This window comes from Prauserella endophytica (genome assembly GCF_005146945.1).
GTDB classification, from domain to species: domain Bacteria; phylum Actinomycetota; class Actinomycetes; order Mycobacteriales; family Pseudonocardiaceae; genus Prauserella_A; species Prauserella_A endophytica.
On sequence record NZ_SWMS01000005.1, the window covers coordinates 260,598 to 275,210 of the forward strand.

Here is a 14,613-nt window from a genome sequence, read left to right on the forward strand (position 1 = left end):
CGACCAACGGCACGGTCCCCGCCGGTCGAACAAGAGGAAAGGTACAAGTGCGACGAAGCAGTAGTACCACGCAACGTAGACGATCTCCTCGCAGTTGGTGGCGCTTCGGCGCCGCCGCATTGGCCTTCTGCACCGGTCTCGGCGGGTTCGCGTTCAGCGCGACCGCCGAGACCGCGCAACCCGAGACCCAGCAAACCGCCAGCGTCCTGGTCTTCTCCAAGACCGCAGGCTTCCGGCACGACTCGATCCCCACGGGAATCGCCGCGATACAAGAACTGGGGGCTGCCAACGGCTTCACGGTCGAGGCAACCGAAGACTCCGCGGCGTTCACCGACGACAACCTCGCCCGCTTCGACGCGGTGGTGTGGCTGTCGACCACGGGCGACGTGCTGAACGACGAACAGCAGGGCGCCTTCGAGCGCTACGTGGAGGGCGGCGGCGGGTACGCGGGCGTGCACGCCGCGTCCGACACCGAGTACGACTGGCCCTGGTACGGCGACCTCGTCGGGGCCTACTTCGATTCCCATCCGCAGATCCAGGAAGCCTCGATCGACGTCGAGGACCACGAGCATCCCTCCACTGTGGACCTGCCGGACCGGTGGACGCGCACCGACGAGTGGTACAACTACCGCGAGAACCCGAGGCAGGACGTCCACGTGCTGGCCACGCTGGACGAGTCCAGCTACGACCCGGGCTCCGGCGCGATGGGCGACGACCACCCGATCGCGTGGTGCCACGAGAACAGCGGCGGCCGGGCCTGGTACACCGGCGGCGGCCACACCGTCGAGTCCTACGCAGAGCCCGAGTTCCGGCAGCACCTGCTTGGCGGCATCCGTTACGCCACGGGCCAGGCCGAGGGGAACTGCGCGACCGAACCCGGCGGCGAGACCCCGGTCGACGAGGACTTCGACCAGATCACGCTCGCGCAGGGCGCGGCGGTGACCGGCGAGCCGATCGCGCTCGCCGTGCTGCCGGACCGCCGGGTGCTGCACACCTCACGCGACGGCCGGGTCTTCCTGACCACGCCCGACGCGACCACCACGGTGGCCGCGACGATCCCCGTCTACAACCACGACGAGGACGGGCTGCAGGGCATCGCGGTGGACCCGGACTTCGAGAACAACAGCTGGGTCTACCTCTACTACGCGCCCCCGCTGGACACTCCGCCCGGCGACGCGCCGGAGAACGGGACCGCGGCGGACTTCGAGCCGTTCAAGGGCCACAACCAGCTGTCGCGCTACAAGCTGACCGAAACGGGCACCCTCGACCTGGCCAGCGAGCAGCAGATCCTGCGGGTGCCCGCCGACCGCGGCATCTGCTGCCACGCCGGTGGCGAGATCGACTTCGACGCCGACGGCAACCTGCTGCTGTCCACAGGGGACGACTCCAACCCGTTCGCCTCGGACGGCTACACGCCGATCGACGAGCGGGCCGACCGCAACCCCGTCTTCGACGCGCAGCGCACCTCCGCCAACACCAACGACCTGCGGGGCAAGATCCTGCGCATCAAGGTCGGCGAGGACGGCGGCTACACCGTTCCGGAGGGCAACCTGTTCGCGCCGGGTACGGAGGGCACGAAGCCCGAGATCTACGCGATGGGCTTCCGCAACCCGTTCCGGTTCGCTGTCGACAAGGAGACCGGCTGGATCTACCTCGGCGACTACGGCCCGGACGCCGGTTCGGCCAACCCCGAGCGCGGCCCCGGCGGCACGGTCGAGTTCAACCTGATCAAGGAGCCCGGCAACTACGGATGGCCGTACTGTGTCGGTGACAACCAGCCGTTCGTCGACTACGACTTCGCCACAGGCGCCTCCGGCGAGCCGTTCGACTGCGCGGCGCCGAAGAACGAGAGCCCGCACAACACCGGGCTCGTCGACCTGCCCCCGGCGCAGCCCGCGTGGATCCCATACGACGGCGGTTCGGTGCCGGAGTTCGGCACGGGCGGCGAGTCGCCGATGGGCGGCCCGACGTACGACTACGATCCCGAGCTCGACGTCGTGACGAAGTTCCCGGAGTTCTACGACGGCAAGAACTTCGCCTACGAGTGGGACCGCGGCTGGATCAAGACGATCGAGGTCGGGGAGAACGGCGAGCGCGGCGCGATCGAGCCGTTCTTCGAATCGATGCAGCTGACCAGGCCGATGAACATCGAGTTCGGCCCCGACGGCTCGCTGTACGTGCTCGACTACGGCAGCGGCTACTTCGGTGGCGCGGCCGACTCGGCGGTGTACCGGATCGACTACACCAAGGGCAACCGGACCCCGCAGGTGAGCCTGACGTCCGACCGGACGTCGGGACCGGCTCCGCTCGAGGTGACCTTCGAGCCGGCCGGCACCAGCGACCCCGACGGGGGCGAGCTCGCCTATGCGTGGGACTTCGACGGTGACGGCACCACCGACTCCACCGAGGCCGGCGCGGTGACACACACCTACACCGAGCCCGGCCAGTACACCGCGCAGCTGGCGGTGACCGACGAGACCGGGCTGACGGGCGCCGCGAGCGTGGTGGTGACCGTGGGCAACACGGCGCCGACCGTGACGCTCGAGACCCCGGTGAACGGCGGGTTCTTCGGCTTCGGCGACACGGTGCCGTTCAAGGTCACCGTCACCGATCCCGAGGACGGGCCGATCGACTGCTCGCGCGTGACCGTGGAATACATCCTCGGCCACGACAACCACGGCCACCCGCTTTCGCGGGCCACTGGTTGTGAGGGCGTGCTCGAGACCCCCGCCGACGAGGGCCACGGGCTCGACGCGAACGTGTTCGGCGTCATCAACGCGAGCTACACCGACAACGGTGCGGGCGAGGTGCCCGCGCTGCCCGGCTCGGACGAGGTCGTGCTGCAGCCCAAGCTGAAGCAGGCCGAGTTCTTCACCGAGCACAACGGCATCCAGGTGGTCGACGCCGCCGGGGCCAGCGGTGGCAAGCGGGTCGGCTACATCGAGGACGGTGACTGGATCTCCTTCGACCCGGCGAACCTGAAGGGCATCGAGGCGATCGGCTACCGCGTGTCCTCGGGTGGCGCGGGCGGCACGATCGAGGTGCGCTCCGGCGCGCCGGACGGTGAGCTGCTGCAGACCGTTCCGGTGAGCAACACCGGCGGCTTCGACAACTACGCCGACATAGCACCGGTCCCCGTGACCGACCCGGGCGGTACCAAGCCGCTCTACCTGGCTTTCAGGGGAACGGGCGTCGGCGGTCTGTTCGATGTGGACAACGTCCGGTTCACCGGAGCGGGCGTGGCCGAGCCCGGCACGCCGCCCGCGTGTGAGCCCGCGCAGCCGGAGGAGGGCTACTCGATGCTCTTCGACGGCACCGCGGCGAGCATGGAGGCGTGGAACCAGGCCGGACCCGGTTCGTTCGAGCTGCAGTCCGACTGCACGATCAAGTCGGTGGGCGGCATGGGCCTGTGGTGGCACGAGAAGGAGTACGCCGCCTACAGCCTGAAAATGGACTGGAAGATGGCGGGCGACGACAACTCCGGTGTCTTCGTCGGGTTCCCCGATCCCGGCAACGACCCGTGGATCGCCGTGAACCAGGGCTACGAGATCCAGATCGACGCCACCGATGCCGACGACCGCACGACGGGCGCGATCTACACGTTCCAGTCCGCCGACCTCGCCGCGCGCGATGAGGCGCTCAACCCGCCGGGGGAGTGGAACTCCTACGAGATCGTGGTGCAGGGCCAGACCATCAAGGTCTACCTCAACGATGTCCTCATCAACGACTTCGTGAGCACCGACCCCGCCAGGGACCTGGCCCAGGGCTACATCGGGATCCAGAACCACGGCAACGGCGACGACGTGTTCTACCGTGACATCCAGATCAAGGAGCTGGACGTCACGGCGCCGGTGACCGAGGCGGCGTTCGCCGAACCGGGTTCGGCGGGCTGGCACCGGGGTGAGGTCGCCGTGACGCTGTCGGCGACCGACACCGGATCCGGGGTCGAGCGCATCGAGTGGAGCCTCGACGGCGGCGAGTGGACGACGTACTCGGAGCCCGTGGTGGTCTCCGGCGACGGCGAGCACACGCTGCTGTACCGGGCGGTGGACGCGGCGGGCAACGTCGAGTCGGACAAGGCCGCGTCGATCAGCATCGACGCGACCAAGCCCACGGTGATGGTGGCCGGGGTCGCCGACGGACGGGTCTACGGTGACGCCACCGATCTGGTGGTGTCGTGGCTGGCGGGCGACGAGACGTCGGGCGTGGCGAGCCAGTCGGCCACGCTCAACGGGCGGCCGGTGACCTCGGGCGCCACGGTGCCGCTGCACGAGCTGCCGCTCGGCGTGCACTCGCTGACGGTGACGGCGACCGACACGGCCGGCAACACGGCTGAGCGGTCGGTGACGTTCGCGTCGACGACCTCGCTGCGGGACATCGGCCAGCTCGTCGAGCGGTTCCGGGCGGCCAACCGGTTGTCGCTGGCGGACTACGTGGCCCTGTCGTCCCAATTGTCCAAGGCCCGCAAGGCGGAGGCGAACGGCAACGACGGAAAGGCGGTCAAGGAGCTACGAAAGTTCGTCGACCGAGCGGAATCGGTGCCGGACAATGGAGTTCGCGACACGCTCGTGCGTGACGCGGAGGCAGTCATCGGGCACATCGAGGGTGGCGCACCACTCGCCGCCGCGAGTTAGAAGGGCCTAGCTCCATGGAACCCACAGGGTTGTGGTTGATCGGTGCACGCGGTTCGGTCGCCACCACGGCGATCGCGGGACTGCTCGCACTGCGGGCCAGGGTGGTGGAACCGACGGGCTGCGTCAGCGCGCTGCCCCGGTTCTCCGACCTGGGCCTGCCCGGCTGGGAAGAGCTCCACGTCGGCGGGCACGACATCGCGGACCTCGCTTTGGACAAGCGTGCGGAGCTGCTGACCGATGCCGGGGTGATCCCGCACCGGGTCTTCGAGGCGGTCCGCCCTGCGCTGTCCGAAGTGGACTCCGAGCTGCGTCCGGGCTATCACCCGGCCACCAACCCGGGTTCCCAGGCCGACGCCGCGCGGCGGCTCGCCGACGACATCGGCGAGTTCGCCGCGCGGAACGGGCTCGCGCGCGTCGTGGTGGTCAACGTGTCGTCGACGGAGCCGGTGTTCCCTGCCCTGCCGGAGCACGGCACGCTGGCCGCGCTCGAGGCCGCGATGGCCGTGCCAGGGCGTACCGTGCTGCCGCCGAGCTCGGTGGCTGCGTACGCGGCCCTGCGGGCGGGCTGCCCGTTCGTCGACTTCACGCCGTCGACGGGTATCCGCCTGGCCGCGCTGGAGGAGCTGGCGGCGGTGAAGGGGCTGCCGTACGCGGGTTCCGACGGCAAGACCGGCGAGACGCTCGTGCGGAGCACGCTCGCGCCGATGTTCGCGGCGAGGGCGTTGCACGTGCGGTCGTGGTCGGGCACGAACCTGCTCGGCGGCGGCGACGGGCTCACGCTCGCCGACGCCGAGCACGCGGGCAGCAAGCTCGCGTCGAAGGGGCGGGGGCTGGCGACGCTGCTGGGCGGCGACGTCACCTCGCCGCTGCACATCGACAACGTGCCCGATCTCGGTGAGCAGAAGATCGCGTGGGACCACGTGTCGTTCGAGGGGTTCCTCGGCGCGCGGATGAGCCTGCAGTTCACGTGGAGCGGCTACGACTCGGCGCTGGCGGCGCCGCTGGTGCTGGACCTGGCGCGGTTCGCGGCGCTCGCGCACCGGCGCGGTGAGTCGGGCCCGATCGGCGCCCTTGGCTTCTTCTTCAAGGACCCGATGGGCACCGAGGAGCACCGCCTCGCCGAGCAGTTCGCCGCGCTGACGGCGTGGGCGGAGGCGCGATGACCGCGGTGACGGCCCCGTTCGCGACGGTTCCACCTTCCCCCAAGGCCACCTTTGTTGCGTTGAGCGCGCCTAAGGTGGCCTTGGGGGCCGTCGCCGAGCTCGTGCGGGCGCCGGCGGCCTTGACAGTGCTGGGGGACACGGTCGCGGGTGCGGCGGCTTCGGGGTCGCCGTTGCGGGGCAGGCGCTGGACCCTGCCACTCGCGTCGGTGGCCCTCTACTGGGCGGGGATGGCACTCAACGACTGGGCCGACCGGGACCTCGACGCCGTCGAGCGCCCCGAGCGGCCGATTCCCTCCGGTCGGCTGAGTGCGGGCGCGGCCCTGGCCACTGGGGGTGTGCTGACCGCTGCCGGGCTGGGGATCGCCTGGTTCGGCGGCGGTCAGCGCTCTCTCCGGGTCGCCCTCCCGCTCGCGGGCGCGATCTGGGCGTACGACACCAAGCTGAAAGGAACGGCTGCGGGACCCTGCGGCATGGCGGCGTGCCGGGCGCTGGACGTGCTGCTGGGCGCGGGCGGCCGGTGGCGGGACGCCGCCCCGGCCGCCATCGCGCTCGGGGTCCACACCCACGGCGTCACCGCGCTCTCGGCGGGGGAGGTCCACGGAGGGTCCGCCCGCACGGCCCGAACCGCGCTGGCGGGCACGGCCGTCGCCACCGCGCTCGCCGTGGCAGGGCGACGGGGGAGCAGGCGTGACCGGCTGGCCGCGCTCGGCTTCGCGGGCGGGTACGCGGCGACGGTCGGCAGGGCACAGTACGGCGCCGCCGAGCGGCCGTCCGCGCCACGGGTGCGCGCTGCCACGATGGCCGGCATCCACGGCATGGTCCCCCTGCAGGCGGGACTCACCGCCCGGTACGGCGCGGCCAGGGTCGCCGCCGCGCTGGCGACGGCGTTGCCGCTCGCCCGCCGCCTCGCGAGGAAGGTGAGCCCCACGTGAGCGCCCTGCGATTCGGCTACGGCACCAACGGTTTCGCCAGCCACCGCCTCACCGACGCGCTCGCGGTGATCGCCGACCTCGGCTACAGCGGCATCGCGCTGACGCTGGACCACGACCACCTCGACCCCTTCGCCAGGGATGTCGCCGAGCAGACGCGGCGCGTGCGCGCCCGGCTCGGCGAGCTGGGGCTCGGCGTGGTGGTGGAGACCGGCGCGCGGTACCTGCTCGACCCGTGGCACAAGCACCAGCCCACGCTGGTGTCGGCCGACCCCGCGCCGCGCATCGACTTCCTCCGGCGCGCCACGCGCATCGCCGAGGACCTCGGCGCCGAATGCGTGTCGTTCTGGTCCGGCGTCAAGCCCTCCGATGTGGACGACGAGACGGCGTGGCGGCGGATGCGCGACGGCGTCGCCGCCGTGCTGGAGACCTCAGGCGTGAAGCTCGCGCTCGAACCGGAGCCTGGGCACTTCGTGCAGCACCTGGCGCAGGCGCTCCGGCTCCGCACGGAGCTGGGCTCGCCAGAGCTGCTCGGTATCACTCTCGACGTCGGGCACTGCGTGGCCGTGGAACCGAGGAACGCGGCCGACTGCGTGCGCGAGGCCGGGGACCTGCTGTTCAACGTGCAGCTCGACGACATGCGGCCAGGCGTGCACGAGCACCTCGAGTTCGGCGAGGGCGAGCTCGATCTCACCGGCACGCTGGCCGCGCTCACTGAGATCGGCTACGAGGGGCTGGCGGCGGTCGAGCTGCCCCGGCACAGCCACGCCGCACCGGACGTGGCCCGGCGCAGCATCACCGCGCTGAGGGCGGCCGACTGGCTCGCGGGCGCGGAACGGTCTGTGCGTGCCGACCCGGTGAAGATCCGCACGCTGTTCCCCGCCGTGGGCCGCAAGGTGGGCCGGTCGCCGCTGGATGCCCGCGGTCTCGTGCACGGCACCACCGACGACCACGCCAGGGCCCGCCTGCTGGCCGCGCTCGCCGATGCGCTCTCGGGAGGGGAGCTGGCCAAGGAGGTCGCCGGGCTGTACCGCTACGGCGACGGCGCCGAGCGCAGGGGAGTGCTGCGCGGATTGCACCTGCTGCCAGCCGACGACGAGGTGGTCGACACGGGCCTGCGGCTGGTCGAGGACGCCCTGCGCGCCAACGACATCGGGCTCGTCGCCGCGGCGCTCGGACCGTTCGCGCAGCGGCACCTCGACGCGCACACGTGGCGGCATGGCGTGCTCAAGTGCCTGTTCACCGGCGTGCCGGTGGCGGCGGTGAGCGGGCTGGCGCAGCGGGCCGACGCCGAGCTGGTCCGCATGGTCACCGACTACGTGGCCGAACGGAGGGCCGCGGGCCGCGACGTTCCGCCGGATGCCGATCTCGTGCTCCAGGAGGCAGGACAATGAGGATCTTCGACCCGCACATCCACATGACCTCGCGCACCACCACCGACTACGAGCAGATGTACGAGGCCGGGGTGCGGGCGCTCGTCGAGCCGGCGTTCTGGCTCGGCCAGCCGCGTACCAACGTCGGCTCGTTCACCGACTACTTCGACGGTCTCATCGGCTGGGAGCGGTTCCGTGCCTCGCAGTTCGGCATCCGCCACCACTGCACGATCGCGCTGAACCCCAAGGAGGCCAACGATCCCCGCTGCGTGGACGTGCTGGACGTGCTGCCGCGCTACCTCGCCAAGGACGGCGTGGTCGCGGTGGGCGAGGTCGGCTACGACTCGATGACCGAGGCCGAGGAGAAGGCGTTCGCCCACCAGCTGACGCTCGCGATCGAGCACGAGCTGCCGGTGCTGGTGCACACGCCGCACCGCGACAAGCTCGCCGGGACCAAGCGCACGCTCGACGTGGTGCGCGAGTCCGGAATCGCGCCCGAGCTCGTGGTTGTGGATCACCTCAACGAGCTGACAGTCGGCCTCGTCGCCGACGCGGGCTGCTGGATGGGCTTCTCGATCTACCCGGACACCAAGATGGACGAGCACCGCATGGTGACGATCCTCAAGGAGCACGGCACGGACCGGGTGCTCGTGAACTCCGCCGCGGACTGGGGGCGCTCCGATCCGCTCAAGACCCTGCGCACGGGCGAGGCCATGCTCGCGGCAGGCTTCACCGAGTCCGATGTGGACAAGGTGCTGTGGCAGAACCCCGTGGAGTTCTACGGTCAGAGCGGCAAGCTCATGCTCGACCCGCTGGAGACCGATGCGCCGACCGGCGAGACGTTCGAGGGCAACTCGGTGCTGCGCGGGGCGAGACAGTGATGTTGTCCTACTGCACCAACGTGCATCCCGCCGAGGACCTCGACGGGATTCTCGCGCAGCTCGACACCTACGCGGTCCCGGTGCGCGAGAAGCTGGGCCAGGACCGGCTCGGCGTCGGGCTGTGGCTCGCGGCGGGGGTGGCCGCGGGCCTCGCAGCCGACCCTTCGGCGAGGCGCAGGCTCGCCGCGGAGCTCTCCGCACGCGGCCTGGCCGTGCAGACAATGAACGCCTTCCCCTACGGCGGTTTCCACGCCGACGTGGTGAAGCACTCCGTCTACCTGCCTGCGTGGACCGACCCGCGCCGCCTGCGCTACACCCTCGACTGCGTCACCGTGCTCGGCGACCTGCTGCCCGAGGACGCGGCCTACGGCAGTATCTCGACGCTGCCGCTCGCGTGGCGGGAGCCGTGGAGCTCCTCGCACGACGTGCGCGCGGGCATCGCGTTCGAGGAGGTGACCCGGGTCCTGCGCTCCGCGCTGGCCCGGAACGAGCAGCCGATCAGGCTCGCGATCGAGCCCGAGCCGGGGTGCGTCCTCGACACCGTGAGCGACGCCGTCGCGTGGCTCGCCGGGCGCGTCGATCCCGAGTACATCGGGCTGTGCCTGGACACCTGCCATCTCGCGGTGTCCTTCGCCGACCCCGCGAAGACGGTCGAGGACATCCAAGCCGCGGGTCTGTCGGTGGTCAAGGTGCAGGCGTCGGCAGCGCTGCACGTCGAGCGGCCCGGCACCCCCGAGGCCGTCGCCGCGCTGAAGGCGTTCGCCGAACCCCGCTACCTGCACCAGGTGCGCGAGCTGCTGCCGACGGGCGAGGTGCTGGCCGCCGACGACCTGCCCGCCGCGCTGGAGACCCTGCCCGCGCGCGGGCCGTGGCGCGTGCACTTCCACGTGCCGCTGCACGCCACGCCGGCCGCGCCGCTGGAGTCCACCACCGGCGTGCTCACCGGGGCGCTCGGCGCGCTGGCCGCCCAGGGTCCGCTGCCGCACGTCGAGGTGGAGACCTACACCTGGACCGTCCTTCCCGAGAGCGGCCGTCAGGAGCTCGCCGCCGGCATCGCCGACGAGCTGCGCTGGGCACGCATGGAGGTGCACACATGAAGAAGCTCGTGGTGATCGACGTCGTCGGACTGACGCCGAAGCTGTTGCGCCACATGCCGAATCTCACCGCGCTGTCGACGCGGGGCTGGCAGGCCGAGCTGGGCACGGTGCTGCCCGCGGTGACGTGCAGCGCGCAGTCGACGTTCCTCACCGGGCGCATGCCCGCCGAGCACGGCATCGTCGGCAACGGCTGGTACTTCCGCGACCTCGGCGAGGTCTACCTGTGGCGCCAGCACAACAGGCTCGTCCAGGGCGAGAAGCTGTGGGAGACCGCGCGGGCGGCCTCGCCCGGCTACGTCGCCGCCAACGTGTGCTGGTGGTACGCGATGGGAGCCACCACCGACTTCACCATCACCCCGCGCCCGATCTACCACGCCGACGGCCGCAAGTCGCCCGACTGCTACGCGCGGCCCCCGGAGCTGCACGACGCGCTCACCCGCGAGCTGGGTCCGTTCCCGCTGTTCCAGTACTGGGGCCCGACGGCGTCGATCGCGTCGACGAAGTGGATCGTCGCGGCGTCGCGGCGGCTCCTGCGCACCGACGGGCCGGACCTTCTGCTCGTGTACGTCCCGCATCTGGACTACGACCTGCAGCGGTTCGGGCCCGGCTCGCCGCAGGCCGTCGCCGCCGCGAGGGCCGTGGACGCCGAGCTGGCGCCGCTGCTGACCGACGCGCAGGCGGCCGGGGCAGCCGTGGTGGCGCTGTCCGAGTACGGCATCACGCCCGCCGACACCCCGGTGGACGTCAACCGGGCGCTGCGCCGGGAAGGGCTGCTGGAGGTCTACACGCAGGACGGGATGGAGTACCTGGACCCGTGGACGTCGCGCGCGTTCGCCGTGGCCGACCACCAGGTCGCACACGTCTACGTCGGCGACGAGCAGGACCTGCCGCGCGTGCGGGAGATCCTGGCCGCGCTGCCCGGTGTGGAGGAGGTGCTCGACCGCGAGGCGCAGGCCCGCTACGGTCTCGACCACGAACGCGCGGGTGAGCTGGTTGTGGTGGCAGAGCCCGACGCGTGGTTCACCTACTACTACTGGCTCGACGACGACAGGAAGCCGGACTTCGCGAAGGGCGTTGAGATCCACCGCAAGCCCGGCTACGACCCGGCCGAGCTGTTCTTCGACCCCGACGATCCGCTGGTGAAGGCGAAGGCGGGCCTGAACCTCGTGCGCAAGAAGGTGGGCCTGCGCTACGCGATGAACGTGGTGCCGACAGATCCGCGGTTCGTGCGAGGCTCGCACGGCAGGCTGCCCGATTCGCCCGCCGACGGCCCCGTGCTGGTGTGTTCCGAGCCGAGCATTCCGTCCACTGTGGAGTCGTCCGGCCGTCTACAGGCCACCGAGGTCCGCGACCTGCTGCTGCAACTGCAAGGAATCCGAGAGGGAGCTTACCGATGAGCCGACCGGTTACGCTGTTCACCGGCCAGTGGGCCGACCTGCCCTTCGAGGAGGTGTGCAGGCTCGCGTCGAGCTGGGGCTACGACGGGCTGGAGATCGCCTGCTCCGGCGACCACTTCGAGGTGGACCGCGCGCTGTCCGAAGAAGACTACGTGGCCGGCAGGCACAAGCTGCTCGAGTCCTACGGCCTGAAGGTGTGGGCGATCTCCAACCACCTCGTCGGACAGGCCGTGTGCGACGACCCGATCGACGACCGGCACCGCAACATCCTGCCCGCCCGCATCTGGGGCGACGGCGAGCCCGAGGGCGTGCGGCAGCGGGCAGCCGCCGAGCTGGCCGACACCGCTCGCGCCGCGGCCAAGCTCGGCGTGGACACGGTGATCGGCTTCACCGGCTCGAAGATCTGGAAGTACGTCGCGATGTTCCCGCCCGTCTCGCAGGAGGTGATCGACGACGGCTACACCGACTTCGCGACTCGGTGGAACCCGATCCTCGACGTCTTCGACGAGGTCGGTGTGCGCTTCGCCCACGAGGTGCACCCGAGCGAGATCGCCTACGACTACTGGACCACCAAGCGCGCGCTGGAGGCCGTGGACCACCGGCCCGCGTTCGGGCTGAACTGGGACCCGTCGCACTTCGTGTGGCAGGACCTCGACCCGGTGGGCTTCATCCTGGACTTCGCCGATCGCATCTACCACGTCGACTGCAAGGACACGAAGAAGCGTTTCGACGGGCGCAACGGGCGGCTCGGCTCCCACCTGGCGTGGGCCGATCCGCGGCGGGGCTGGGACTTCGTGTCCACGGGGCACGGCGACGTCGACTGGGAGAGCGCGTTCCGCGCGCTCAACTCCATCGGCTACACCGGTCCGATCTCGGTGGAGTGGGAGGACGCCGGAATGGACCGGCTGCGGGGCGCCGCCGAGGCCGTGAACTACATCCGCAATCTGAACTTCGACAAGCCCGCGGCGGCGTTCGACGCCGCGTTCTCCACTGATCGTTCCTGAGCTCTCCCCACCTTTGACCGAAAGGGAACCGAGAATGAGCGATTCACCGAAGTCTCGCCTGTCTCGCAGGGCCATGCTGCGCACCACGGCGGGTGCCGCGGCCGTCGCCGGTCTCGCGGCGGCCACCGCGGGTACCGCGCAGGCGGGCTGGGGCCACGGCGGCGGCCACGGGGGCAGGCGGCTGCCGAAGGAGCGGATCGCCGTCCAGCTGTACACGTTGCGCAACGCGCTGGAGGCCGACCTCGAGGGCACGCTCGAGGAGCTGTCCGACATCGGCTACCGCAACGTCGAGCTGGCGGGCACCTACGGCCGCACCGCGAAGGAATTCCGCGCCATCCTCGACCGGTACCGGCTGAAGGCGGTCTCCGCGCACGTCGACTTCCGGGGCGCGGACGTCGACCAGCTCATCGACGACGCGAGGATCCTCGGCTACCACATGGCCGACTGCGCGTACGCCAACTTCGGCACGATCGCCGAGTGGGCCTCCTTCGCGCAGGAACTGGAGACGGCGGGCAAGGCGTTCCGCAAGGCCGGGATCGCCTACGGCTACCACAACCACGCGCACGAGTTCCAGGCGATCGACGGCGTCCGGCCGTTCGACGTCATCGCGCGCACCACTACCCGCCGCAACATCCACTTCGAGTACGACCTGTACTGGCTCGTCGTCGCGGGCGTCGACCCGGTGCGGGAGTTCTACCGGCAGTTCGGCCGGGTGCGGCAGTTCCACGTGAAGGACCGCGCCGACGACGGCGGCTTCGCCGATCTCGGCACGGGCAACATCGACTTCGCGCGGATCTTCCGGGAGACGTGGGCGGGCGGCGCGGTCCTGCACTACGTCGTCGAGCACGACCAGCCCACCGACCCGCTCCACACCGCCGAAGTGGGCTACGACTACCTGCGCAACCTCCGCTTCTGACCTTTCCCCAAGGCCACCTTTGTTGCGTTCAACGCAACAAAGGTGGCCTTGGGGGCTGTTGGCTGACTGCAGTGAAGGCCACCTTGCCTGCGTTGGACGCAGTGATGGTGGCCTTCACTGCATTGGGGTGTGGCCACATTGCCTGCGCCCACCCGTCTCCCACCGCCACCCAGACGGAGGCGCTGGCGCGCCGCTGTGTTGATCCAACGCAGTGAAGGCCACCTTGCCTGCGTTGACCGCAGTGAAGGTGGCCTTCACTGCGGATGTCACTGCGCGTGGGCGGCGGCCTGGAGGATGCGGACCGCGTTGACGGTCTGGTAGCCGCGCCACTCCAGGGTCGCCTGCGGGGAGTAGCTGTCGAAGTCGACCCGCCAGCCGCCGTCGTCCTGCTGGCCGTCGGCGAGCCTGCGCAGCTCGGCGTCGATCACCTCGGGCGCGAACAGCCTCCGCGCCGGCCGGCCCGGCAGCGGGGCGAAGTCCAGCGGCCGCATCGCCTCGTCCTCGGCGCCGCCCTCCACCGGCACGAGGCCGTCGGCGGGGACGTACCGGGCGAGGTGGTCCAGCAGCTCAGCCGCCTCCGGGCGGGTGTCGGACGCGGCGTCGAGGAACCCCACCGCGAACGCGAGCACGAGCGCGTGCGGCCTGCCGTCGAGCCCGCGGATGGCGGAGAGGCAGTAGTCCGTCGCCCGCGCGAGCCACGGGTGCTCCGCGACGGCCGGGTCGTGCGCGGCGACCCGCAGCGCGTTGGCGGTGGTGATCGCGGTGATCTGCAGCGACGACTCCGCCGGGTCGGCCGTCACCCAGAAGGGCGCGCAGCCGGACGGCGACGTCACGGGCAGCGCGAACGGAACCCCGCCGTCGGGCAGCGTCACGGAGTCGAGCCAGTCGCACAGGGCCGCCGCGTGCGGGCTGGTGACGGGAGCGACCTCGGCGAACACCTCGAAGGCGTGCAGCGCCGGGCCGGTCTGGCTCTCCGGGGAACGCAGGTCCGGTTCGAGGCCGTGGCCGTACCCGCCGTCGGCGTTGCGGTAGGCCGCGAGCGCCGCGAGGGTCGCCTCCGCGTCGCCCTCACCGATGAGCAGTTCGAACCGGCGCTGGTCGAGCAGCCTGGCGTGCGTGCGCTGGAAGGTCGCCGCGGCGGCGAGATCGAAGGACAGCTCGGGTGCCATGCCGTCCATCCTGGCCCGGAACGGCCCGCATGGTCTTGAACGGAACGGAC

At 71.0% G+C, this 14,613-nt stretch carries 10 protein-coding genes; 9 read left to right on the forward strand and 1 reads right to left on the reverse strand.

Annotated features, from left to right (window positions below; genetic code table 11):
* Positions 1-47 precede the first annotated feature (47 nt).
* The 9 genes from FCN18_RS12275 to FCN18_RS12315 all read left to right on the forward strand — a co-directional run bounded on the left by FCN18_RS12275 (position 48) and on the right by FCN18_RS12315 (position 13,394).
* A complete protein-coding gene (locus FCN18_RS12275) occupies positions 48-4,634 on the forward strand; it encodes a ThuA domain-containing protein (RefSeq protein WP_113644406.1) in 4,587 nt (1,528 codons plus the stop codon).
* Between the two features lie 14 nt (positions 4,635-4,648).
* Entirely contained in the window at positions 4,649-5,797 is a 1,149-nt protein-coding gene (locus tag FCN18_RS12280) for an inositol-3-phosphate synthase (protein ID WP_113644407.1), read from the forward strand.
* An 80-nt stretch (positions 5,798-5,877) separates the two neighbouring features.
* Positions 5,878-6,729: an SCO3242 family prenyltransferase gene (locus tag FCN18_RS12285; protein ID WP_112275329.1), complete on the forward strand. Its 852-nt coding sequence runs from the start codon at positions 5,878-5,880 to the stop codon at positions 6,727-6,729.
* The gene (locus tag FCN18_RS12290) at positions 6,726-8,120 is read left to right on the forward strand and encodes an EboA domain-containing protein (protein WP_137095007.1); all 1,395 of its coding nucleotides are present in this window, start codon (positions 6,726-6,728) and stop codon (positions 8,118-8,120) included. The genes FCN18_RS12285 and FCN18_RS12290 overlap by 4 nt, the downstream gene beginning before the upstream one ends.
* Positions 8,117-8,980 (forward strand): TatD family hydrolase, encoded by an 864-nt coding sequence (locus FCN18_RS12295; protein WP_112275147.1) that lies wholly within the window; start codon positions 8,117-8,119, stop codon positions 8,978-8,980. The genes FCN18_RS12290 and FCN18_RS12295 overlap by 4 nt, the downstream gene beginning before the upstream one ends.
* Positions 8,980-10,077 (forward strand): metabolite traffic protein EboE, encoded by a 1,098-nt coding sequence (eboE, locus tag FCN18_RS12300; RefSeq protein WP_137095009.1) that lies wholly within the window; start codon positions 8,980-8,982, stop codon positions 10,075-10,077. Before FCN18_RS12295 ends, eboE begins: the two co-directional genes overlap by 1 nt.
* Complete coding sequence (locus FCN18_RS12305; RefSeq protein ID WP_113644410.1) at positions 10,074-11,474, forward strand: alkaline phosphatase family protein; 1,401 nt, start codon at positions 10,074-10,076, stop codon at positions 11,472-11,474. The genes eboE and FCN18_RS12305 overlap by 4 nt, the downstream gene beginning before the upstream one ends.
* On the forward strand, positions 11,471-12,478 hold the full coding sequence (locus tag FCN18_RS12310) for a sugar phosphate isomerase/epimerase family protein (RefSeq protein ID WP_113644411.1): 1,008 nt from the start codon (positions 11,471-11,473) through the stop codon (positions 12,476-12,478). Before FCN18_RS12305 ends, FCN18_RS12310 begins: the two co-directional genes overlap by 4 nt.
* Before the next feature lie 34 nt (positions 12,479-12,512).
* Positions 12,513-13,394 (forward strand): sugar phosphate isomerase/epimerase family protein, encoded by an 882-nt coding sequence (locus tag FCN18_RS12315; protein WP_112275151.1) that lies wholly within the window; start codon positions 12,513-12,515, stop codon positions 13,392-13,394.
* Between the two features lie 266 nt (positions 13,395-13,660).
* Here FCN18_RS12315 and FCN18_RS12320 read toward each other — a convergent pair whose 3' ends face one another.
* Positions 13,661-14,563, reverse strand: a complete 903-nt coding sequence (locus FCN18_RS12320) for a prenyltransferase/squalene oxidase repeat-containing protein (protein ID WP_228713893.1) — start codon at positions 14,561-14,563, stop codon at positions 13,661-13,663.
* Positions 14,564-14,613 lie beyond the last annotated feature (50 nt).

Bases quoted from the DNA above. Each gene is read 5' to 3' on its own strand.
- eboE (WP_137095009.1), top strand. From the start codon at position 8,980: ATGTTGTCCTACTGCACCAACGTGCATCCCGCCGAGGACCTCGACGGG.
- FCN18_RS12305 (WP_113644410.1), top strand. From the start codon at position 10,074: ATGAAGAAGCTCGTGGTGATCGACGTCGTCGGACTGACGCCGAAGCTG.
- FCN18_RS12315 (WP_112275151.1), top strand. From the start codon at position 12,513: ATGAGCGATTCACCGAAGTCTCGCCTGTCTCGCAGGGCCATGCTGCGC.
- FCN18_RS12280 (WP_113644407.1), top strand. From the start codon at position 4,649: ATGGAACCCACAGGGTTGTGGTTGATCGGTGCACGCGGTTCGGTCGCC.
- FCN18_RS12295 (WP_112275147.1), top strand. From the start codon at position 8,117: ATGAGGATCTTCGACCCGCACATCCACATGACCTCGCGCACCACCACC.
- FCN18_RS12320 (WP_228713893.1), bottom strand. From the start codon at position 14,563: ATGGCACCCGAGCTGTCCTTCGATCTCGCCGCCGCGGCGACCTTCCAG.
- FCN18_RS12310 (WP_113644411.1), top strand. From the start codon at position 11,471: ATGAGCCGACCGGTTACGCTGTTCACCGGCCAGTGGGCCGACCTGCCC.